Raw genomic sequence first — 23,409 nt, 5'->3', positions numbered from 1 at the left:
AGCTGGCAAAGCAGTCATCTTAAGTTGTTATTGAGTAAGCAGCAAAAATAATATGAATATTGTCTCTAGTGCCGCTCGCCAGATCATTCTTGATACCGAAACCACTGGCATGAACCAGAGTGGCGGCCCTGTGTATGTTGGGCACCGGATTATTGAAATCGGCGGTGTGGAAGTGATCAATCGCCGTCTGACTGGCAAAACCTTTCACAAATATATCAACCCACAACAGGCCATTGATGAAGAAGCCATTGCGGTTCATGGTATTACCAATGAACGCGTGGCCAATGAACCGCTGTTCAAGGATATTGCTACCGAGTTTGCCGCCTTTATCGAGGGCGCTGAACTGGTGGCGCACAATGCATCGTTCGACGTGAGCTTTATCGATCACGAATTTGCGCTATTGCACCCTAAGGGGCCGAAGGTCAAAGATCTCTGTTCTATCCTTGACTCACTAGCTATCGCTAAATTCCTGCATCCAGGGCAGAAAAACAATCTGGATGCACTGTGCAAGCGCTATCAAATTGATAATTCTCGCCGTGAATATCATGGCGCGTTACTTGACGCCGAGATCCTTGCGGACGTGTATCTGGCGATGACGGGCGGGCAGACCAAATTTAACTTGAGTCTCGATGGCGGTCATGCCGAGGGGGCTGAAGGCGGTATTGTCCGGCTTGATAATAATCGTTCGAGACTTAAAGTGATCAGTGCTTCTGCCGATGAACTGACTATGCATGAGCAGCGGTTGGATTTGGTGGCTAAGTCCGGTAAGTGTTTGTGGCGTAATTAAAACAGGAAATTTCGGGTAGCATGAAGATCTCGCCCTTTGGCTGCATATTCTTGGCATTGATGGCGCTGGCGCGTCCAGCCTTCGCGGCACAGGACGTAACGTTGCCGTTGGCACAAGCCTCAGAGCTTAAGAATCGGTTTCGCATCGATCATCTGGTGGATGAACTCACCTTGGTGATACAGCGGGAGTATGGCTCTGCTCCAGTAATAGTGGTTTTGCCAGACGGCAGTAAATGGTATGCCAGTCGTCACCCTGAATCCGTGCGTTGGGAAGACGGCCTCAGCGGCGATATGATCCAAATAAAACACCCGCAGCCAGGGCCTTGGCAGCTGTTAGGCCGCATAGTTCCTGGATCACAAATTACCAAGATTTCTAAACTCGGCATCTGGGCCGAGCCGTTGCCACAGCCGCTATATCAAGGGGAACACCTCAAGCTAACTGCCGGATTGACCGGGGATAATCTGCAAATGCGTTTACCCGGTCTCGAATACATGTTGCAGTGGAATGCAAAATTTATCTCCGAGCACCAACCTAAAGATGAAAATTTTGCGGCGGGAACCCTTTCGGTTGGCAGTTATCAAGATAATGGGGAAAAGCTGGACGAACGCCCAGATGACGGTATTTTTACTGCCGATATTAATCTCAATCAACCCTGGGGCCATTACACGCTTAACTTGAAAGTTGAAAATGCGGTGTTCGAGCGGGAGTACCAACAAGCTTTTATGTTGTCGCCAAAACCGGCCGACATTCAGGTGCAAGCGCCAGAAAATCCACATGAACAATCGTGGGGATTGAAGTTGATCGTCGATACCAAAGAGCTGCAATTAGCTGAAACCTATTATCAGATAGAGATTGTCGGCCCCATGGGCTTTCAGCTATCTCTTACGGTGCGGGATTTACCACAAGCTGAACATGTGTTGGAGCTGCCCCAAGTCACCGAATTTGGTAGCTATCGTATCAAAGGGACATTATTCAGTACGAATTGGGCTGGACGCGAAATTGTGATGACCTTGCCCGAGCGGTTCTTTAACTATGTTGAACCCCCGCGCCGCCACCTAGTCCAGAGCAACTTGCGGCGATGCAGGCACAAGCGGCCTCAGAGGAAGAACGGCAAGCTAAAGATCATGCGTTACTGTGGATCATTGTTGGTAACAGTGTGTTGTTGATTGTGGGACTCGGCTTGCTGCTGTTTATGCGTAAGCGGGCATCCCTCAAACAGGCACTTGCGGCGGCAGAGCAGGAGATGCAGGCCAAACAGCAAGCGCAGACACCACCGCCTGAGTTACAGGATATCGATCTATCGATGCCGGATGAAGACGAAAAACCACAATAGCTGTTTGTGCGGCATAAAGGCGTTAATAGTATTGTTTGGCATGAGTGCTCAAAAATGCCAACAGTAAAAAAAATTGTTGACGATTTTCAATGTACTACCGTATTATTCGCAACGATTAGTTGGGGTGGTAGTTCAGTTGGTTAGAATACCGGCCTGTCACGCCGGGGGTCGCGGGTTCGAGTCCCGTCCATCCCGCCACTAAATAAAAAACCTAAGCTCTTAACCTAGCTTAGGTTTTTTATTTTTAATGGCTGAGTAAATGATATGGTAACTTCGCACTCATAACAGCATTGCACCTAGATAGCTGTATCCAAGGGTATCAGCAGCGCCCTGGTGGCATTTATCGCAAAATCATCGGTAACCACACATCACTGAAATTCACCGAGAAAACTATCTAGATAAATTTATAACCTGCTGGAATTATTTGAAATATCACAATCAAATTTTACAGTTACTGAGTATTTTTCAGTGCGTTGACGATAACATCAAACGCGGGTGATGAACGCATCCGATTGGGAAAATACAGATGATATCCTGCAAACGGTGGACACCAATCCTGTAGTACCCGAATGAGTTGGCCATCATTGCAGTAGCTCGCAAAAATATCTTCCGGCAGAAAGGCAATCCCATGCCCAGACAAGCAAGCATGAAGGATTTGACGAACGCTATTAAAGATCAATTGGCCTTCAACATTGACATTAATTTGTCTTTCACCTTTTTCAAACTCCCACGAATACAGGCCACCATAAGTTGGAAAGCGCAGATTAATGCAGTTGTGGCTGAGCAGATCATTGGGCACCAATGGTTTGGGATGGGCGGCAAAATATGCGGGTGAAGCTACAGCGGCCATACTGAGATCCTTTCCAATGCGGATGGCAATCATGTCATTGGATATCGCCTCACCAAAGCGCACCCCGGCATCGAAGCGCCGCTCAACAATATCGGTAAAACCGTAATCGACGCATAACTCAAGTTTGATGTCAGGATAATTTTTTAATACCGCATCTAGCTTCGGCCACAATACCGTATCAATGGCATGATCACTGGCAGAAATTCTGATTGTTCCGGCCGGTTTATCGCGTAGTTCACTTAATAGGGAGATCTCTGTGTCTATCTCATCAAATTTGGGCGAGATCCTCGTGAGTAAGCGTTCTCCCGCTTCAGTGAGCGAAACATTACGTGTTGTGCGACTTAATAAGCGAATACCCAAACGTTTTTCAAGCCCCTTCACGGTATGGCTTAACGCGGATTGTGTGAGCCCTAAATGGGCGGCTGCCTTGGTAAAACTACGTGCTCGTGCAACCGCGATGAAGGCGATTAGCTCATTGTAATTTTCTCTAGCCATGATGATTAATCTCTCTTATGAACCAGCAGCATATGATCAAAATTTAAAAATTAATAGGGTGATTAGTGATAGCAATATGAGCGGCGTAATAAATTAATTTGTTATTATTCATGTGGTTATTTTTATATATTAAGAGGATTCATAACTGTAAGTATAAAATAGCGATTTATTCATGTGCCAATTTGCGACAAAGTTTTAAGCAACTCCTGACTATCTGCCAGTGGATAGCCGAACGATGTTGCGAAGGACAAATGCCATGAAACACCTTATCCCATTAACCTTTTTGTACTGCTCTAGTGCCATTTTTTCAGTGGCGGCTGCGCCGCAACAACAGCCAAAAGTAGCCGCTGAGATGGAAATTATCCCCGCCGGTAGTCAGGCAGTGATTGTTGGTCCTGAAAAAATTTTTACTGGCAAGGCCATGATCGATCCTCTTTATTTGCCAACAGATCCCAAAGGGAAAGAGATATCAGCGGCATCCGTGACATTTGAGCCATGTGCGCGTTCTGCTTGGCATACCCACCCGAAAGGGCAACTGCTAATCGTTACCGCCGGGAAAGGCTGGGTGCAGCAGCAAGGACAGGCCAAACAAACTATCAACGCAGGCGATGTTATTTGGACTCCACCCGGCGTGATGCATTGGCATGGTGCAACCGATAAAACCTCGATGACACATATCGCCGTGCAGCCGTATTCCGCTGATGGCAAGAATGTGGTCTGGCTGGAAAAAGTAGCGGATAGCACATATTTCGGTAAGTAACTTTGGCATCACGAGGTTTGCACCTTCTGGCCGTGAGTTATCGCTCGCGTTGCTACTCCTTGAGCTTATCTTTTCGTCATTCAGCACTATGTAGATTATGGAATTAATTAAAGACACCTTTTTTGAAGGCGAGCGCCCCTGTTTTGCTGCCCGTAATACCCGCTTGGAATATGTCAAATTCTACCCTGGTGAATCGGCACTCAAGCACAGTAACAATATTGAAGCCTTTAAATGCGAATTCATGGGCAAATACCCGTTCTGGCACGATGAGAACGTGCTGATAGAGAACTGCCTGTTTACTGTGTATGGTCGTACCGCTATTTGGTATTCAAAAAACGTTAAGGTATTGAATACACAGGTAGATGCGCCAAAAATGTTTCGTGAGTGCGACAATATCTATGTGGCAAATGTCAACATGCCCAATGCAGAGGAAACCGGTTGGAACTGTCGTGATATTGAGCTGCACAATGTTGCAGCCAAACAGGGCGATTACTTTTTGTTAATGCCCGCAACGTCATGGCAGATAACCTGAATTTACAGGGCAACTATGGTTTTCAATATGCGCGCAATGTGGTCATTCGCAACTCCCATTTAGACTCAAAGGATGCGTTATGGGGTGCAGAGAATGTCACCGTTTATGATTCGGTCATCAATGGTGAATATATGGGCTGGCATTCTAAGAATCTGCGTTTGGTGAATTGCACTGTGCGAGGAACCCAGCCTTTGTGTTACTGCACTAATCTGATCATGGAAAACTGCATTATGGAAGACGCAGACTTGAGCTTTGAATATAGCGAAGTCGATGCCGAAATTGTCAGTGACATTATCAGTGTAAAGAATCCCAAGAGCGGGCGTATTCGCGCGCGTGAAATTGGTGAAGTGATTATTGACCAGCACTGCATTTCCCCTGGCAAGTGCGATATCAGCACCGATGCAACGGTTTGTGCTTGAGGTTTATGATGAGCTTTGATTTTGATGAACCGGTGCAGCGTCGCGGTAGCCATTCTTATAAATGGGATAGTGCTGAAGATGATGGGATGTTACCAATGTGGGTGGCGGATATGGATTTTCGCACCGCGCCCGCCATTATTGAGGCGCTACAAGCTCGTGTCGCGCATGGTATTTTTGGCTACAGCAAAGTCTCTGAGGATTATTTTAACGCGGTAATATCATGGTTTGCACGTCGCCACCAGTTTCATTTTGATGCCGGTTCGCTGTTATTTACCACAGGTGTTGTGCCAGCACTTTCGGCCATCATTCAGGCGCTAGTAAGACCAGGTGATGGCGTAATTGTGCCCACTCCTGCGTATAACTGCTTTTTTCATCGATTCGCAATGCGAAATGTCAGCAAGTTTCCAGCCCCTTGCTAAATGATAAAGGCAATTTCACATTTGATTTTGACGATATTGCCACCAAAGCTGCCGCGCCGAATAACACTATGTTGTTGTTATGCAACCCTCATAATCCTGTCGGGCGAGTATGGCGGGAAGATGAGTTGAGAAAAATTGGCGATATTTGCTTCGCCAATAATGTCATTGTTCTTGCTGATGAAATCCATTGTGATTTGATGATGCCAGGGCAACAGCACATTCCATTTGCATCGCTAGGTCGAGAGTTTCTGGAACGATCTGTTACCTGTAGTTCTCCAAGTAAGTCTTTTAACCTCGCAGGCATCCATGCGGCCAATATCTTAGTGGAAGATGCGGATTGGCGTCGGCGTATAGACAAGCAGCTCAATATCAATGAGGTCTGTGAAATTAGCCCATTTGCCATTACGGCTGTTATTGCCGCCTATGAGTTTGGTGAAACCTGGCTGGATGAACTAAGGCAGTACATAGCAAGAAACTATGCTCTTGTGCGCGAATTTATTGCTGAACATCTCCCCATGATAAAGGTTACCCCATTACAGGGCACTTACTTGGTGTGGTTGGATTGTCGAGCGCTGTCTGTAGGCAGTGGCGCTTTGGCTGCAAAACTCTATAACGACCATCATTTATGGCTAAGTGAAGGATCAACATATGGTGTTGAAGGGGAGGGCTTCTTGCGCATGAATATTGCCACCAACCAAGCACGCGTTTTGGATGGATTAAATCGCTTCAAGCGCGCTATTCATGGACGATAACACACGCTCTTCCACCACGGCCCAACCGAGTTAATAACTTGACACGATGATTTTCATTACACTTCGATACACATCGGAGCGCCCATGTTAAATAGGAGTCTTTTATGAGTGACACAGATAAATCTAATGAGGATATGCAGGTGATTCGTGCGGGTTCTCAGAACGCCATTAAAGGTCCAGAAGCCTGGTTCACCGGTACTGTGCGTATTGATAAGATGTTTAACGCCCCGGCGCCATCACGCGTTGGTGTGGCTGTTGTGAATTTTGAACCGGGTGCCCGCACCAACTGGCATACTCATCCATTGGGCCAGACACTGGTAGTAACCGATGGTTTGGGCTGGACCCAGTGTGAAGGTGGCCCGCGTACTGAACTGCGGCCAGGCGATATCATCTACTGCAATTGTGGTCGTCGTCACTGGCATGGTGCAACAGATTCTACTTACATGCAGCACATTGCTATTCAGGAATCACTGAACGGTTCACCAGTTGAATGGCTTGAACCCGTCACAGATGAAGAATATTTAGCTGGAGCTGTTAAAAAAGATTAGTTCTTTATAAAAATAAAAAATCCCTTGATGAGTTGCTACCAAGGGATTTTTTATTATCTTGCCGTTGTTATTATCACCAATAATATCCAACAGTGTGCACTTTGATTAACCACGGCGCAGTTAGCAACGCCGTGGCGAATGTTGATGCTAAAACCCGTGACCGCGTATCAAAATAATCGATAGCGATTTACGCTTCCTGTAAGGATGACATATCGATAACAAAACGATGTGCCAAATCGCCCTTTGCTAGACGAGCAAACGCATCATTAATCTGATCCATTTTGATCATCTCACAATCAGGATAGACATTGTGCTGGGCACAGAAATCCAATACTTCCTGAGTCTCCGCAATACCTCCAATCAATGAACCGGCGATACGGCGACGGCCAAACACCAATGGCACGCTCATTAACTCTTCCAGTGGCCCTACTTGCCCGACTACCACCAGTGTACCGTCGATATCCAGTAACGAAGCATAGGCACTAACATCATGTTTTACTGGTGCAGTATCTATGATCAGATCAAAGGAATTGGCCGCCGCGGCCATGGCGTTGGCATCAGTAGATGCCAAGATGCCTTTGGCGCCCATGGCAATGGCTTCTTTTTCCTTAGTTTTGGTGCGACTAATCGCGGTGACTTCGGCGCCCATGGCATGCGCCAGTTTCACCGCCATATGACCAAGGCCGCCGAGACCGATGACACCGACACGGGAGCCGTTAGTTACCTTCCAAGTACGGAGCGGCGAGAAAGTTGTAATGCCAGCGCAAAGTATCGGTGCAGCTTTTGCCATATCCATATTATCTGGAATGCGCAATACGAACTCTTCGCGCACGACAATATGTTTTGAATAACCACCTTGAGTCGTTTCACCACTGATACGATCAGGAGCGCCATAAGTGGGCGTCATCCCGTGGCGACAGAACTGTTCTTCGCCATGATGGCATTGATCACATTCCTGACAACTATCGACCATACAGCCAACAGCGACACGGTCACCTACTTGGTAGTTTTTGACATCTGAACCAACCGATTGCACTACACCCACGATTTCGTGGCCAGGGACTAAGGGATAAGGCTGTGGCCCCCAGTCACCATTGACTGTGTGCAGGTCTGAATGGCAGACACCACAGTAGAGAATCTCAATCGCGACATCATTTGCGCGCAGATCACGACGTTCAAAATGGTATGGCACCATGTGTGCGTCGGCGGAGTGAGCCGCATATCCAATAGTTTTCATAAGGTTATATCCAATATTTGTAGTGAAAAGTAACGATGAAAAGCACTTTCATAAGGCTATTATAGAAGTACTTCGCGGCGCATTGTTTGCCTAATCCTCGAACATCCTTGCTTAATTTCATCGCTTAATTGCGGCTTTTGCGTGTTGATGGACGAGTTATGCAAGACGATCACTCAGTTCAATAACAACATAGGTATTCGCTATAACTGATAACCCGGTTTTTTGGCTAATGTGCTGAGATTGGGCTTGATGATGGGGTCGTAAACTTGTGCTTTCCAGTCAGCTGCATCAACTTCATGCATGGCGATGGAAATGGCATCATCCGTGGTATTTAAGTGTTGTTTTAGCACGCTAGCGATAGCTTCCGCTAACGCCTGTTTATCTTGTGCAGTAAGATCTCGTGGATAATATTTTAAATCTACATGTGGCATCGTACAGCCCTCCAAAAACTTGTTGATCCGTGAAGCAGTGCTGCAATTTAATGTAGCGTTTAGTTATTACTGCGGTGTTTTGGCTGATTGTTCAATTGCATCAATCACTTCATGCAATGTAATTGCATCACTTTTCCCAGCATCTAACGCCGCAGTGACTAATGCCAGATGGTGTGGCACCTTAACCGCCACCGCCTCTAAGTCCACTTCTGGAGAAAAGGGGGTGTCACGGAGTACTCCTTAGTAGTAAAAGTGGTTTAGCATCACACGATTCTTCTGCGGAAATGCGCTGATAGGTGTGATTGCCGTTGTCATTCTATACGTCTGATCGTCACATCGATTGCGCCTGTTTTGCGTAATAGCGCGACACCTGAATCCAGCGTGCCGAGTTTGACTAAGCCGTTAGCATGCCCAAAAGGTTTATGAAAAATCGCTAGGTTGCCCCACGGCGCATAGTAAGTGATATCACCGGTTTGCGCGGACGTGCTTGCCGGTTCGCCCGTTGTTGCGAGGCGTTTGGGGAGATCTGCCACTTTTTCTGTTGACGCATAGTCCGTCAGCGTCAATGACAAAGGTAGCAGTGCTAAAAAATCATTCACTGCTACACTATTTGGTTTTAACGTTGCCGTGAGTGTTTGAGCTTGGATGTCGATGGCTATTTTCACTTGATTCTCCTGCTTAACCATATTCGTTGATCGCGGTGTGGTGGCAAACGCTACGCTCGAAAAACATACCCCGAGAATGCAGCCTGCAATTATCCTTGTAATCCGCATTGTTGAAATTCCCGCTGTTGATACTTCCTTGAAAAGATAACTGTGATGGCGCCGAATAACGCCAGCACGCCATAACCACAGGCGACCTGTAACAAGCTATGGTTTTCAGACATCTGCCCGGCGATCAGAGTAGGGATTGCCGCACCTGTATAAGAAGTGACATAGATAACCGATAACACATTGGCGCGTTCCTTAGGCTGTAAGTTCGCTACCATGGTTTGAATACTGCCAGTCAGTACCATGCCTTGGGCTATCCCGGCTAAGACACTGGTAATTAAGAACAGCACTAAGGTGCCTAATTGCAGAGCTAATAACAGACCGCCAACAAATACAGCAAAGCTGAGCATGCCATAGAATTGCGCATTGGTAGCCTTCATCTTGCCTGCAATGGAGGCACCAATAGTGCTTGGTGCCATAATGGACGCAAATACTAAGGCTGCGGCAATCGCATTGGATGTATGTAATTGTTCATGAGCCATAGCAGGTCCAAAGGCCTGAAAAAAGCCGCCCAATGCCCATGTGCTGATAAACGTAACCGCCGCAACCGGAAAGAACTTTTTAGCATTTGCTGGCAGACCCATGCGTGGTTTTAGTGAACCGATGGCACCCGGGGCGGATGGCATGGTTTCGTTACTTCGCATGATTAAGACGACACAGATCAGCAACAGCACCAATACCAAGTAAAATGGCAACTGACGAGGTATGGGGCCATATTCAACTAACACACCTGAGACAATGCCGCCGATGGTTAACCCTGTCATTGGGCCACAGCTAATTACCGCTGGCGCTAACCATTGGGGGACACTGTGAGCACAATCAACAATCCAAGCTGCAAGGGCTGTGGACGCCAAGCCACAGGCCAGCCCTTGTAAAAAACGTCCCACAAGGAGTGGGGTAGCATCATGTAATTGTAAGAAAGAGATAGATGCCATTGCCGCCAAAATAACCGCTGCAATCGATACTGGGCGGCGACCAAGATGGTTGGATAATCTTCCAAAAACCAGTAACGCAGTAACGGCACCGACAAAGTACACCACAGAGCTAAGTGATAGCCCCAAATAACTGATACCGTCTACCCGCTGATAAGTTCCGTATAAAGGAATGGGAGTCGCAGATGCTACAAACGTGGCAGCTAATGAGATTGCCGCGGCCCAAAATGATGCTTTATTTCCTCTATTTTCCAATCTAGGCTCCTTCATTGCGAACTTTGGAAATTTACGTGTTGACGGTTTTATACACATCAATTATCTGTAGCGGGAAACGTATATTTTCTTCTCTTTAGAAGATCTCTTGTCTTTGAGTGCTAATTGGTTAACGTATTAATATTCATTAGGTTATATAAAATATATAGTGATTTTGATGAGTGTGATTAGCGGTGTGATATTGGCAATAAACTCGATGTAACGTAATTCGCTAAGGGCAGTTTAGGGGGATGGTATATAACAAACAAGTTCAATAAAAAACTAACAGTAATGAGGAAAAATCATTAATAAATTCATTCGGCGCTAACTCGCTAAATTACCAGATTATATTGATTTTAAGTGTGAAAAGATCTGTTGCTTGGTGATATTTTGCCTCTTTGAGTATATTGCCAACAGCATATTTCACCGTTCAAAATACGCTCACCAGTAATTGCCGATCGCAATCAATATTCAACAACATTGAATAATGGCAAGCTATTTGATCCCAGCATTTTCGGGCCAAATGTTGCTACATTGTGGCTTATTGCGACCAACACTTATTATGACGGCTGATGAAATATCACCAGATAAAATTTTGGAATTAAATGGTTATGAATAATTTTAGTTTTTTCAACAATACCAAAATCCTTTTTGGTGAAGGACAAATCGCCAATCTGAAAGCAGAAATACCCACAAATGCGAAAGTCATGATTACTTTTGGTGGTGGTAGTATCAAAAAGAATGGCATTTTTGAACAAGTAACGACAGCGTTAGCAGATATCAATTGGGTCGAGTTCGGGGGATTGAACCTAATCCTCACTATGAAACCTGCCTAAAGGCGGTCGAACGAGTCAAAGCGGAAAAGGTGGATTTTCTGCTGGCTGTCGGTGGCGGTTCTGTTATCGATGCCACCAAATTCATTGCCGCAGCGGCCAAACACCAAGGTGATGCTTGGGAGATAATTCAATCTTTTGGTGGCGCGGTACAAAACGCTTTACCTATCGGCTGTGTATTAACTTTAGCGGCCACAGGATCAGAGATGAACCCCACCGCAGTGGTTACCCGCGCAGATACTCAAGACAAATTGTTCTTTAATTCAGATTTTGTGCGGCCACGGTTCTCTATTTTGGATCCACAAACCACCTACACGTTACCTGTTCGCCAAGTCGGCAATGGTGTTGTGGACTCCTTTGTACATGTGCTGGAGCAGTATGTTACTTACCCGGTTAATGCCAAGGTTCAGGATCGTTTCGCCGAAGGTTTGCTATCAACTATTTTGGAAGATGGCCCTAAAGCGCTGCTAGAACCTAAGAATTATGAGGTGCGTGCCAATCTGATGTGGGCCGCCACTATGGCCTTGAATGGTCTTATCGCATCTGGGGTTCCAGGCGATTGGGCAACGCACTTAATCGGTCAAGAGCTGACCGGGTTATATGGTCTCGACCACGGTCAAACTCTGGCGATTGTGATGCCAGCTGTATGGACATATAAGCTGGCGCAAAAGCGCGAAAAGTTGGCTCAGTATGGACGCCGGGTATTGAATATCAACGAAGCTGACGATGCGGTTGTTGCTGAACAAGCGATTGTTCGTACCCGTGAATTTTTTGAATCCATGGGGGTAAAAACCCATCTGGCCGATTACGGTTTAGGTGCCGAAGTCATTACCCCCGTTGTAGAAAAGCTGCAAGCACATCAATTTACGCAACTGGGGGAGCGTGGTGATATCACTCCAGCAGATGTGGCTAAAATCCTCGAACTGGCATTGTAATCGGGTTATTAAAGCCACTTAATTCTGTATATTGAGTGGCTTTGTGCCGCGGTATGGCCATCATAGTACGAATACCAAGACGGTGATGCACATGCCTACTGTCGCTAGCATGTAACGCCGATATTGCGAAGCAAAGGGCAAAAAATGGAAGATATTCAGCGTTCATTGTGCCGATCAATTAGCAAGTGGCAGCAGGAAGCCGGGGATTCAGATAGCGCTATCAGTGGCCTGAGTTTTTTCCGCCGAGAGTCGGTGTCAGAACCCGCATATTGTTTAATAGAGCCGAGTATTGTGTTTGTTGTGCAGGGCGCTAAACAAATTGTTATTGGAGACGAGTTTTACACTTATGACACGTCAAACTATCTCATCACTTCGTTAGATCTTCCCGGAAGTTCACGTGCCATTGCGGCGAGTAAAGATAAGCCTTGCCTTGGATTGACGCTAAAACTCGATTTTTCGCTGTTATCGGAGCTGATCCCCCAATGTAAAATTCCGCTGATAACGCCAACTGCACATACTCGAAATATTAGCGCGAGTTTAGGGGATATGGATGAACGCTTGTTATTACCATTCGAGCGATTAGTTGCATTATTAGATGAGTCTGAAGCGATCGATATTTTAGCTCCCTTGCTTAAAAAAGAGATCCATTATCGCTTGCTGATGGGAAAACTGGGGCCTTTGCTCAGGCAAATTATCTCTTTTGACAGCCAAGCTTATCGAGTATCAAAAGCAATAAACTGGTTAAAGCGCAACTATCAACAGAATATTTGTACCGAAGATTTGGCGTCTCTTGTTCAGATGAGTGTTTCATCATTTCATTCCCATTTCAGGCAATTAACGGGAATGAGTCCGTTACAATATCAAAAATGGTTACGCTTGAACGAAGCCAAACGCCTTATGTTGGCGAATAAATTTGATGCGGCTAGTGCCGCGTTTGAAGTGGGATACAGTAGTCCCTCGCAGTTTAGCCGCGAGTATAAGCGGCTGTTTGGTAAACCACCGAAACTAGACACTGCGAAGGTAGAAAATTCGATCATTTCGTAAACGGCTCATGTGTCCCAAAAACTGAGTACTATCGGTGTGTAAAAAGAAAGGGCGATAATTATTATCACCCTTTAAATTCAATGTGTTATGTTAAAAGTGGGTAGTATTAAAAGGTCGCCGCGTCGATAACATAACGATATCTGGCTTCTTTATTCACCACACTTTCCCACGCATCATTAATCTGTGCTGCTTTGATCTTTTGGATCTTAGGCAACACTTTATGCTCAGCACAGTAGTTGACCATTTCCTGGGTTTCTTTGATGCCGCCAATTAATGACGCATTGAAGTTTACCCGGGCGAATGCCAAATACAGCGCATTTACGGTCACTTCGGACTTAATCGGCATGCCAACCTGGGTAAAAGTACCATAGGGTTTTACCACTGCGGCATAAGCGGCCACATTGAAGTCATATGGAATAGTACTCAGCATATAATCCATTTTACCGTTATAGGGCGCTAGTTTACTCAGGTCATCAACGACAATCGCTTCTTTGGCTCCAAAGGCTAAGATATCCTTCACTTTGGCAGGTGAGGTCGTGAAGGCATACACCTCAGCGCCTTTGGATACTGCAATCTTAATTGCCATATGGCCTAAACCACCAATGCCGGCAATGCCCACCTTAGTGCCGGGTTGCAGATTGGCGCGCATTAGCGGCGAATATGTGGTGATACCGGCACACATCAGTGGTGCGGCTTCCTCAAAGCTGATGCTATCAGGGATATGCATCACGAAATTTTCTTCAACCACAATATTGTTAGCATAACCGCCTTGTGAAATCCCCGTAGGTGAACGGTCATCTGGATAGCCATAAGTGAAGATGGTATCTGGGTTGTACTGTTCTTCATCTGTGTCATGGTGATGGTTGTGGTTACCCACCATACAACCTACACCTGCACGATCACCCACCTTAAATTTGCTGACATTTTTACCTACTGCCGCAACAACCCCCACGATTTCGTGACCAGGTACTTGTGGGTATTTCTGTTTACCCCAGTGACCTTTTTCTTGGTGAATATCGGAGTGACAGATACTGGCAAACTTAATATCAATCAGCACATCATTATCGCCCACTGGCCGGCGTTCAAATTTCCAGGGTTTCAGCTTGCCTGACTCATCAAAAGCCGCGTAACCACGTGATTGCACATTACCTAAAGACTCACTGGCAAATACATTCATTGGCCCGGCCAACACGGCTCCCACACCCACGGCGCCTGTCAGTTTTACCACTTTCCGTCTGGTTTCATCGGTATCATTGCACATTCAAAAACTCCTTAGTCAGGTTACTTGCTATAAGGTGTGGTTACCTTGCAAAGCTATGCGCCAAAATTGTTAATCTGTTAATTATATTGAGAATTTCTACTGAATAATTACGCGTAATAAACGCTTGAAGTGGTGATAACAACAGCGACAACTACCGATAAAACGGGTCACGCTTTTGCAAAGTTCACACACGACTTACCACAAGATGTAGGCATCAATTAATACAAGCCTATTTTGGGTGATTTAAAAAAATGGCAGTAGAATGTTTCTCCAATTTTATTGCCTGATTTTACAAACTTACGCTCATCGTTCCGAAGCGGGATTATGTGGCGGCAATAAGCGTCGTAACTTTTCCCTAGTCCGCAATTCGTCGGTATTTAATACGTTGAGGCATCCGGCAAAAACGATGTTTATGTACAGTTGGATTAAATAGTGATGCAAAAATGTGTTTTTGCCGACTAAATGGGGTGCGCACAAGATCGGTATTGGTTGCTGTATGCGCTTAAAAATCGCTCATAGTCACTAAGGTTTTTGGGTGACATACCTCAGTAATGAGTGGCGCTTGCTTTAAGCGCTAAAGTAAATGTACTAAGGATTTTTACATTGATTATCAAATAATTATAACTAGTGTCTTTTGAATGATTGCAAAAAATGCTGCGCTTATGTCGGCCGCAATGGTTCTGAACTGGCCCAGCCCGGTAACATTTAAACCTATCCATTGTGCAGGTTTTTTGTTATTTATCGTTCATAAATGTCGAGTTTAATATCTTTATATTTCAGGCGAGCGTTGGGCTGGTCCAGAATTTCTTTACATACTTTCCGATGTTCACGTATGTGAACTGTCATCTACGTTTGCCTGATATCACGGAAAAAACCAGGGGTTGAACTTTATGGTAGAAAAAATTACCGCCATGCTGGCCTTTATTGGCGTGCTTTCATTGATCTGCCAGTGGTTGGGGTGGTTGTTTCGTTTGCCTGCCATTTTGCCGTTGTTGCTATGTGGGCTGTTACTGGGGCCTGGTTTAGAACTGTTACAGCCAGACGCGATATTTGGCGATCTGCTCTTTCCCATTATCTCGCTTGGGGTTGCGGTTATCTTGTTTGAAGGGGCGCTGACGCTGAATTTCAAGGAGATTAAAGATCATGGCCGGATGGTGACACATCTGGTATCTGTTGGCACCTTCATCACTTGGGGCTGCATCGCGCCCGCAGCACATTTCATGTTGGGATTTGATTGGTCTCTGGCGTTATTGTTTGGCGCCTTGGTAGTGGTGACTGGGCCAACGGTGATAGTGCCTATGTTGCGAACTGTACGTCCTAAAGCACAGTTAGCCAATATTCTGCGTTGGGAAGGTATTGTTATTGACCCTATCGGTGCCATGCTGGCGGTGTTGGTGTTTGAATATATTACGGTCAGCAGCGATCAAACCTCACATGTGTTAACCGCTTTGGGGTCAATGCTGGGAATTGGTTTCGGGCTTGGCATTTTGGCCGGTTATGCGGTCGGCATCATTCTCAGGCGCAATCTGTTACCACATTATCTGACCAACACCGCGGTACTGACAATTATGCTGGGCATTTTTGTCGGTTCCAATCTGTTACAGGAAGAGTCCGGCTTACTTACGGTTACCGTGATGGGCATTTGGCTAGCCAATATGCGCGGGGTCAATATCGCCGATATTCTTGAATTTAAAGAAACCTTAACTGTATTACTGATCTCGGCACTGTTTATTTTACTGGCCGCCAGACTGGATTCTCATGCCATGTTGGATCTGGGGTGGGGCGGTATTGGCGTATTGCTGGTGGTACTGTTTTTGGCTCGGCCGCTCAGTGTGTGGATTTCTGGAGTTGGGACATCGCTTGGCTCCCGTGATAAATGGTTTCTGAGCTGGGTAGCTCCGCGAGGCATTGTTGCGGCGGCGGTGTCTTCACTCTTCGCCATTAAACTGGAGAGCCGTGGCTTTGAAGGAGCCGATGCCTTAGTGCCGTTGGTGTTTCTGATCATTGTTGGCACGGTTGTGTTTCAGTCGCTTACCGCCAGACGTTGGGCCAACTGGTTGGGGGTTAAATCCGATAGTGCCGAAGGTTTGCTGATCTTCGGCGGCTCAAAGTTTGCCCGCGAATTTGCCAAGATTTTGGTAGGCAAGGGCATTAAAGTGATTATTGCGGATAGCAACTGGGATAACGTACGCCAAGCGAGAATGGACAATATTCAGGTCTATTTCGGCAATCCGGTGTCTGAACATGCGGAGACCTATCTGGATCTCAGTGGTATTGGTCGTGTGTTGATCCTCTCTCCATATCAGCAACTTAACCCCGTCGTCTTTTTTCATTTCCAAGATATTTTTGGGGCTGAGAAAGTGTTTGGGGTTAATACCAACGATGGCAATGGCGCCAGTGCCAGACATCAGTTATCCGAGTCTTATCTGCGGCGTATGTGTTTGTTTAGCGATAGTGTTTCATACTCGCGACTACATAGCTTAATGTCACGAGATGCGGTGATTAAAAGTACCAACATTACCGATGCATTCACTTTTCATAACTTCCGTGAACGCTACGGCGAAACTGTTATACCGCTGGCTTATATAAAGGCTGGCAAAGTGATTGTGGTAACCGCTGAAACTAAAGATTTACCTACAGGTATCGAACTTATCAGTCTGATCCCGAAAGAAGCCATGGAGTTACATCAACAAAAAGCGGCTGAAGAAAATCTTCGTAAAAAGGGTGGTGATGTACAGACGAAAACGGTCGGGCAGGTGAGTTAACGCTGTATCAATAATGTCCCGTCCTAAGATAGGTTGACAGTTTTTAGGCCAGCTCCCGTAGCTGGCCTTTTCTATTGTGCACCTGGTTGGGTGTTGCCATATCTAAACTCAGGTGCGGTCTCATTTCGTTATATATCGCTATCGATTCTCGAACAAGTATCTTCAGCTCTTCCAGCGTTTTACATCGATACAGGAAAAACTCTTGCTTCAGTATGCCATTGACTCTTTCCGCTAGTGCATTTTGATAGCAATCATAACCGTCTGTCATTGACGGCTGAATATGGTTCGCTATCAGTTCATCCTGATAAACGGCTGAGCAATATTGCACTCCCCGGTCTGAGTGATACACTGCATTAGCGATATAGCGCTTATCCCTAACCGCCATTTTCAGCGCTTTCACCACGCTGTCTGCTTTCATGTCTGTACTCAAGTGATGACCGACTATCTTGCGTGATACGGCATCGGTAACCAGTGACAAATAGTGCACGCCTTGGTCTGACTCAAGATAGGTGATATCGCTGACCAACACATGCTCTGCATCATGCAGCCCTTCCACTTTCAGTAAGTTAGGATGCTTTTTCATCCAGTGCTTGCTAAATGTGGTTTTTGTGTAGCTTTTCTTGGGTTTAACCAGTAAACCTTCACGCCTCAAATAGGTAAAAAAACCGTCTCTTCCCAGTTTAATATCATGTTCAACCAACTTGGGCTTTATCAACGAATAGAGCTTACGCGTCCCTAACCTCGGCATATATTTACGCCAGTACAGAACCCAGTCTTTGATGACCGATAGTTCAGCTCTTCGGCTTTCCATTCGAGCTACTGCTTGATAGACACTTTGCCTTGAAATACTGGCTGCACGACATGCTGCGGCTAAGTTTATTTCTCTTTGGGTTTTGGCTTGCCAGACATACCGGATAAGTACTTTTTTCTTAAACCAGCTCCGTATTCATTATCCATGATATCGACCATACCATTGAGGATTTGGTTACGCAGTTTCTCTTCGGCTAGCTCACGCTCAAGGCGCTTGATAGTTTGTGATGGGGTTTCTTTTGAATTAGGCATAAGGGGATGCTGAAAAGGTTTCGACCAATCGAGTCTACCATGCTTTCTGAGCCAAACGAGTACGGTTGTCTTGCCCTGAATGCCAAAGCGCTGCTGGGCTTGTTTGTACGTCATTTCGCCTTTTTCGACACGCTCTACGACACCTAATTTAAAGGCTAAGGTGTAATCACGTTGTGTGCGCTTACGGCTTGAGTTAGTTGATGTTGCCATAAAGAAGTCCTCTTTATGTCAACGTATTCCAGGACGGGACATAATTGCAAAAAAGAGACCGGCAACGGTCTCTTTTTCGAACTAGTTCTGATTTATCAAGCCGCTTGCTCACTGGTTTGGTCTTGATCAAGACGTTGGGCTTTTAATTCCTGTGCCGCAAAATCATCAACATTGATAGATTTCAGTCGGCCAATTTCTGCTTTCTCAAGCAGTTGCACTTCTTCGTCAGACAATACCCCCAGCGCTTTACCTTCAGCCGCAACCTTATCCAGATACATAAATGGCAGGCGTTTACCGGCGGCTTGGCAGACTTTGTCATACAATGGTTCAGCGCTCAGAATATCCCGTAGCGTCTGTTCCTGTACCCCCATGGGGTTATTGTTGCAGGCGCGCAAGAACTGGCCTTTACCAAGGCGTTCACGGCTGGCACATGGGGTTTGCATAATTCTGGCAACTCGATGATCCAGCTTGTCGCTGGGGCGCTTCAATGGTCGGCCAAAGGGGAACAATACCACGCGCAGCATGCCGCCTAAGCCAGCAGGGAAGTTATCCAGTAAATCATCCAAAGAACTCTGTAGTTTGTACAGGGCATCTTCGACCGCCCACTGAACCAACGGCAGATCCTCACTGAGTCGGCCATCGTCCTGATAACGTTTCAGTGTGGCTGATGCCAGATACAGTTGACTTAACATATCCCCCAAGCGGGCAGAGATCCGTTCTTTACGTTTCAAGCCGCCACCGAGGGTAGCCATTGCCAGATCTGACAGCAATGCTAGGTTAGCGCTGAAGCGATTCATCTGCTGATAGTAACGTTTGGTCTGATCACTGAACGGAGCATTAGACAACCGCGCGCCGGTTAAACCTAGCCATAAACTACGCACAAAGTTGCTTAAACTGAAGCCCATATGACCAAACAGTGCGGCATCAAACTGGCGTAAACCGCGGCCTTGGTTGTCATCAAAAGCTGCTTCCATCTCCGCTAGAATGTAGGGATGACAGCGGATAGCCCCTTGACCATAGATAATCATTGAACGGGTAAGGATGTTGGCCCCTTCCACCGTAATCGCAATGGGCGCCGCCTGATAAGCTCGTCCCAGATAGTTATTCGGGCCAAGACAAATACCTTTGCCACCATGAATATCCATGCCGTCAATCAGGCACTTCTGCATACGGTCAGTGAGATGATATTTAACGATGGCGGAGATCACTGAAGGTTTCTCACCCAGATCAATCCCTGTGGTGGTCAACGCGGTCACAGCATCCATCAGATAAGCATTACCACCGATACGAGCCATCGGTTCTTCAATCCCTTCGAGTTTGCCGATGGGCAGTTTGAATTGGCGGCGGATCCGGGCATACGCCCCTGTTGCCAGCGCCAGCATTTTAATACCACCAGCAGAGTTCGACGGCAGGGTGATACCGCGACCAACTGACAGACATTCTACCAACATCCGCCAGCCCTGACCGGCCATATCCGGGCCACCTATGATGAAACTCAGGGGAACAAAGACATCTTTCCCTGTGGTTGGGCCGTTCTGGAACATACAGTTAAGCGGGAAGTGGCGGCGGCCAGTTTCAACACCTTCTACATCCGTTGGAATTAAGGCACAGGTGATACCGATATCTTCTTGCTGCCCTAATAGATGCTCAGGATCGCGCAGCTTAAATGCCAATCCCAATACCGTAGCTACCGGGGCTAAGGTGATATAGCGTTTGTTCCAGGTCAGTTTCATCCCTAGCACTTCTTCCCCTTGCCACTCGCCCTTACAGACCACGCCATAATCTGGAATGGCGCCTGCGTCAGAACCCGCTTCTGGGCTGGTTAGGGCAAAGCAAGGAATTTCATCACCACATGCCAATCGGGGTAAGTAGTGGTTTTGCTGTTCTTCAGTACCATAGTGCTGTAACAACTCGCCTGGCCCGAGGGAGTTAGGAACCCCAACGGTGGATGCCAACTCACTACTCACCCCTGCGAGTTTCTGTAACACTCGTGATTGGGCATAGGCTGAAAACTCAAGACCACCAAATTTTTTCTTGATGATCATGGCGAAGAAGCCTTTGTTCTTGAGATAACTCCACACTTCTGGAGGGAGATCCGCCAATTCGTGAGAGACATGATGTTGACTGACCATGGCGCAAACTTCTTCTACCGGGCCATCAAGAAAGGCTTGTTCTTCAGCACTCAGACGTGCTTTTGGGTAGTTATGCAATTTTTTCCAGTTGGGACTGCCGGCAAACAGATCTGCCTCCCACCAAGTGGTACCAGCTTCAATGGCATCCTTTTCTGTGCTGGACATTTCCGGCATGATGCCGCGGTATAGTTTTAGCAGTGGCCGGGTGATAACACTTTGCCTGAAAGGGCTGACATTCAGCGGCAAAGCAATCGCTAAAAATACCACCCAGGCCCATCCGCCAATAACCCCAAAAAGGTTGCCAATGAGCAGCGTGGCAGCAGCGGCCAACGTTGCGGTCATCAACGAAACTCTCAGGTAGGCGGCTGCCCCCAAAATCAACAATAATGCGATGATCCAAAGCAGGGTAGTCACTGTGATTCTCCTTTTTCTTGCCTTTTTCAAGGACTGTATGCCGACAGGTTTTATCGATCACTATCACAATTTTAGTCTGTGGTCAGACCTGTGTCGCACTAAAAGTAAACGTGATTGCGATCTAACTCAAGCACTTTTCAAACAAACGTTTGAATATTTTTAATACGCACAATTTCACTTCTGCCAGCAGATGGATACAATGCCCTGAGATTACGTGATTTTCTGAGAAGTGGCTGATGTGTGAACTACTGGCGATGAGTGCCAATGTCCCTACCGATATCGTGTTCAGTTTTACTGGACTGGCAGAACGAGGTGGTGTTACCGGGCCGCATGTTGATGGCTGGGGAATTACTTTTTACGAAGGTAAGGGCAGCCGAACCTTTAAAGATGCAGCGCCCAGCAGTCGCTCTCAGGTGGCAAGATTAATTAAGTCATATCCCATCAAGAGTGAAGTGGTCGTCAGCCATATTCGTCAGGCGAATCGCGGCAAAGTGTCGCTGGAAAATACGCATCCGTTTACGCGCGAGTTATGGGGGCGTTACTGGACTTATGCTCATAACGGGCAGTTGACGGGATACCAGCAAAAATTTGTCACCCATCGCTATCAGAGTGTCGGTGAAACTGATAGTGAAATGGCGTTTTGCTGGTTGTTGGAATCGTTAGTCGCCAAATTCGGTGAACGTGAACCGGCGAACATGCAGCCCGTATTTCATTATATTGCGGTACTGGCAGAACAGATCCGCCAGCTTGGGATCTTCAACATGATCCTGAGTGATGGACGTTACCTGATGAGTTTTTGCAGTAATAACTTGTGCTATATCACCCGAAGAGCACCTTTTGGTAAGGCCAAACTTATTGATACCGATGTGGTAATCGATTTTCATCAGGAAACCACACCCAATGATGTGGTGACTGTGGTGGCAACCCGGCCGCTGACAGATAACGAGCAATGGCAACTGCTGCAACCGGGAGAATGGAAACTATTCTGCCTGGGCGAGTTGCTCCTGTCCGGTCGCGCCAGTGAACTGGACTTGCTTTAAGGTCAGCTCCATCGCGCTACCTTTTTCATCGTGGATAAATTTTACTGGCAGATAGCCTAATTCAGGCGCCATCCATACATCGGTATGGCGTTTTTGGCTCTTACGTATGAGCTGCAAGTGTACCGCTTGGTAACTGCCGCTGGGTAGCGTGACCGTTTCGCCCCCAAATTACGGAAATGGTAATCTTCTATCTCGTTATCTTTCACCATCTTGTAGTTGAATTGTTGTTTGCCTTCTGTCAGATCAAGACGAAACTGCAACTGTAGCATCATGGCGTCATACAAAGCGCCAGCATAGTCCAGTTTGCTTTTCTCACCTTTATAGACACTGAATACCTTTCCCAAATCTTTGGCAAATGCGATCTGCTCCGTGAAGTTCCTGCCAGTACCTGTGCGTTCGTGGAGAAAGCGCAGTGGTAAAAGTTGCCCATTTTCTTCGGTAAACACACTGCTGATCTTGCGCTTGTCTGATAACAACAGCAGGCTTAAATTGCTATCCATTTCATAGTGATAGGTATTACCTTGGGGCGCCGTTAAGGTAAAACGGGCACCACCGAGGCTGAAACTGCCATATTTGACCTGATATTCCACAACTTGTGGTGCTAACGGGCTGGGGGCGGCGACTACCGTTAACGGTAATAACCACAGCAACAATAGCAAACGACAGGTTTTCAAATAGTTTCTCCTTTGATTAAAACGGCAAACACAATACCAATGTTGCCAGATCTGGTTGCCACTCAAATTCAGACAAGGCAACTCGTCCATGGTTCACCGTTATCCCTTCCTTACGTAACAGATAGCATTGCTCTCTAAATGCGTCAGAATCTGAAGCGAAGGCAATTTTCCCCTGCGCATTGATCACTCGGTGCCAGGGTAATTGCAAGCTGTCAGGCGCTTGTTTTAGCGCTCTGGATACATAACGTGCTCGCCGCGGTAGTCCGGCGTAGTCTGCCACTTTACCATAGCTGCTGACTTTACCTTCTGGGATCATTGCCACTACCTGCCAGATACGCTGTTGCGGTGACGGTTTTGCAGCTTCTGTAGGGAATGACATAAGGCCAACGGCTTTCTAAAATATTTAGCGTGATTGTAGGCAAAACTACGCTTTTACTAAAGTGGCACTTATGTTGTGGTGATCTCGGCAGCAAACTCGGTCGCCGCCGCTGTTAGACTGTAACAATAGCGGAAGAATAGCCG

The 23,409-nt window shown here is 46.6% G+C and carries 19 protein-coding genes, 1 tRNA gene and 3 pseudogenes; 12 read left to right on the top strand and 11 right to left on the bottom strand.

Features of this window, described 5'->3' with window-relative positions; all coding sequences use genetic code 11:
- Positions 1-52: 52 nt before the first annotated feature.
- The 4 genes from dnaQ to KHX94_RS19150 all read left to right on the top strand — a co-directional run bounded on the left by dnaQ (position 53) and on the right by KHX94_RS19150 (position 2,318).
- The gene (gene dnaQ, locus KHX94_RS19165) at positions 53-787 is read left to right on the top strand and encodes a DNA polymerase III subunit epsilon (RefSeq protein WP_213681808.1); all 735 of its coding nucleotides are present in this window, start codon (positions 53-55) and stop codon (positions 785-787) included.
- Positions 788-807: 20 nt separating this feature from the next.
- Positions 808-1,953, top strand: coding sequence for a TIGR03503 family protein (locus KHX94_RS19160; protein WP_213681807.1), 1,146 nt, complete (start codon positions 808-810; stop codon positions 1,951-1,953).
- Complete coding sequence (locus KHX94_RS19155; RefSeq protein WP_213681806.1) at positions 1,944-2,120, top strand: hypothetical protein; 177 nt, start codon at positions 1,944-1,946, stop codon at positions 2,118-2,120. Before KHX94_RS19160 ends, KHX94_RS19155 begins: the two co-directional genes overlap by 10 nt.
- A gap of 121 nt (positions 2,121-2,241) precedes the next feature.
- Positions 2,242-2,318: transfer RNA gene (locus KHX94_RS19150), tRNA-Asp, on the top strand.
- A gap of 253 nt (positions 2,319-2,571) precedes the next feature.
- Here KHX94_RS19150 and KHX94_RS19145 read toward each other — a convergent pair.
- The gene (locus KHX94_RS19145; protein ID WP_213681805.1) at positions 2,572-3,465 is read right to left on the bottom strand and encodes a LysR family transcriptional regulator; all 894 of its coding nucleotides are present in this window, start codon (positions 3,463-3,465) and stop codon (positions 2,572-2,574) included.
- 256 nt (positions 3,466-3,721) lie between these two features.
- Between KHX94_RS19145 and KHX94_RS19140 the strand changes: the two genes are divergently transcribed.
- The 4 genes and pseudogenes from KHX94_RS19140 (at position 3,722) to KHX94_RS19115 (ending at position 6,895) form a co-directional block, all read left to right on the top strand.
- The gene (locus KHX94_RS19140; protein WP_213681804.1) at positions 3,722-4,225 is read left to right on the top strand and encodes a (R)-mandelonitrile lyase; all 504 of its coding nucleotides are present in this window, start codon (positions 3,722-3,724) and stop codon (positions 4,223-4,225) included.
- A gap of 97 nt (positions 4,226-4,322) precedes the next feature.
- Positions 4,323-5,176 (top strand): annotated as a pseudogene (locus KHX94_RS21965) (DUF3737 family protein).
- Between the two features lie 5 nt (positions 5,177-5,181).
- Positions 5,182-6,347 (top strand): annotated as a pseudogene (locus KHX94_RS19120) (MalY/PatB family protein).
- A 104-nt stretch (positions 6,348-6,451) separates the two neighbouring features.
- On the top strand, positions 6,452-6,895 hold the full coding sequence (locus tag KHX94_RS19115; RefSeq protein ID WP_213681799.1) for a (R)-mandelonitrile lyase: 444 nt from the start codon (positions 6,452-6,454) through the stop codon (positions 6,893-6,895).
- Between the two features lie 187 nt (positions 6,896-7,082).
- Here the strand turns inward: KHX94_RS19115 and KHX94_RS19110 are convergent, their stop codons facing one another.
- From KHX94_RS19110 to KHX94_RS19095, 5 genes are all read right to left on the bottom strand, one after another.
- A complete protein-coding gene (locus KHX94_RS19110; protein WP_213681798.1) occupies positions 7,083-8,132 on the bottom strand; it encodes an NAD(P)-dependent alcohol dehydrogenase in 1,050 nt (349 codons plus the stop codon).
- Between the two features lie 200 nt (positions 8,133-8,332).
- The gene (gene pptA / locus KHX94_RS19105) at positions 8,333-8,563 is read right to left on the bottom strand and encodes a tautomerase PptA (RefSeq protein WP_213681797.1); all 231 of its coding nucleotides are present in this window, start codon (positions 8,561-8,563) and stop codon (positions 8,333-8,335) included.
- Positions 8,564-8,629: 66 nt separating this feature from the next.
- The gene (locus KHX94_RS21300) at positions 8,630-8,755 is read right to left on the bottom strand and encodes a hypothetical protein (protein ID WP_280529593.1); all 126 of its coding nucleotides are present in this window, start codon (positions 8,753-8,755) and stop codon (positions 8,630-8,632) included.
- Between the two features lie 119 nt (positions 8,756-8,874).
- On the bottom strand, positions 8,875-9,228 hold the full coding sequence (locus tag KHX94_RS19100) for a cyclophilin-like fold protein (protein WP_244859242.1): 354 nt from the start codon (positions 9,226-9,228) through the stop codon (positions 8,875-8,877).
- Between the two features lie 89 nt (positions 9,229-9,317).
- Positions 9,318-10,520, bottom strand: coding sequence for an MFS transporter (locus KHX94_RS19095; protein ID WP_213681795.1), 1,203 nt, complete (start codon positions 10,518-10,520; stop codon positions 9,318-9,320).
- 608 nt (positions 10,521-11,128) lie between these two features.
- Between KHX94_RS19095 and KHX94_RS19090 the strand changes: the two are divergent.
- A pseudogene (locus tag KHX94_RS19090) lies at positions 11,129-12,285 on the top strand (iron-containing alcohol dehydrogenase).
- Between the two features lie 144 nt (positions 12,286-12,429).
- Positions 12,430-13,329, top strand: coding sequence for an AraC family transcriptional regulator (locus KHX94_RS19085; RefSeq protein ID WP_213681794.1), 900 nt, complete (start codon positions 12,430-12,432; stop codon positions 13,327-13,329).
- A gap of 106 nt (positions 13,330-13,435) precedes the next feature.
- On the opposite strand, the gene KHX94_RS19080 is transcribed toward KHX94_RS19085, so the two are convergent.
- Positions 13,436-14,590 (bottom strand): NAD(P)-dependent alcohol dehydrogenase, encoded by a 1,155-nt coding sequence (locus KHX94_RS19080; protein ID WP_213681793.1) that lies wholly within the window; start codon positions 14,588-14,590, stop codon positions 13,436-13,438.
- A gap of 890 nt (positions 14,591-15,480) precedes the next feature.
- Here KHX94_RS19080 and KHX94_RS19075 point away from each other — a divergent pair.
- Positions 15,481-17,355, top strand: a complete 1,875-nt coding sequence (locus KHX94_RS19075) for a cation:proton antiporter (protein WP_213681792.1) — start codon at positions 15,481-15,483, stop codon at positions 17,353-17,355.
- A 43-nt stretch (positions 17,356-17,398) separates the two neighbouring features.
- Here KHX94_RS19075 and KHX94_RS19070 read toward each other — a convergent pair.
- Together KHX94_RS19070 and fadE are read right to left on the bottom strand one after the other, a co-directional pair.
- A protein-coding gene (locus tag KHX94_RS19070; RefSeq protein ID WP_213681791.1) for an IS3 family transposase occupies positions 17,399-18,627 on the bottom strand; the annotation gives its coding sequence in 2 pieces (ribosomal slippage) (positions 17,399-18,276 and positions 18,276-18,627; 1,230 coding nt in all).
- 95 nt (positions 18,628-18,722) lie between these two features.
- On the bottom strand, positions 18,723-21,173 hold the full coding sequence (fadE, locus tag KHX94_RS19065; RefSeq protein ID WP_213681790.1) for an acyl-CoA dehydrogenase FadE: 2,451 nt from the start codon (positions 21,171-21,173) through the stop codon (positions 18,723-18,725).
- 236 nt (positions 21,174-21,409) lie between these two features.
- Between fadE and KHX94_RS19060 the strand changes: the two genes are divergently transcribed.
- Positions 21,410-22,213 (top strand): class II glutamine amidotransferase, encoded by an 804-nt coding sequence (locus KHX94_RS19060; RefSeq protein WP_213681789.1) that lies wholly within the window; start codon positions 21,410-21,412, stop codon positions 22,211-22,213.
- Between the two features lie 56 nt (positions 22,214-22,269).
- On the opposite strand, the gene KHX94_RS19055 is transcribed toward KHX94_RS19060, so the two are convergent.
- Positions 22,270-22,887: a DUF3108 domain-containing protein gene (locus KHX94_RS19055; protein WP_213681788.1), complete on the bottom strand. Its 618-nt coding sequence runs from the start codon at positions 22,885-22,887 to the stop codon at positions 22,270-22,272.
- A gap of 16 nt (positions 22,888-22,903) precedes the next feature.
- Complete coding sequence (locus tag KHX94_RS19050) at positions 22,904-23,266, bottom strand: MGMT family protein (protein ID WP_213681787.1); 363 nt, start codon at positions 23,264-23,266, stop codon at positions 22,904-22,906.
- Positions 23,267-23,409 lie beyond the last annotated feature (143 nt).

Source organism: Shewanella dokdonensis, assembly GCF_018394335.1.
Taxonomy (GTDB): Bacteria; Pseudomonadota; Gammaproteobacteria; order Enterobacterales; family Shewanellaceae; genus Shewanella; species Shewanella dokdonensis.
The sequence above is the reverse complement of the archived record's forward strand: the minus strand, read 5'-3'. Positions and strand labels throughout refer to the sequence as shown.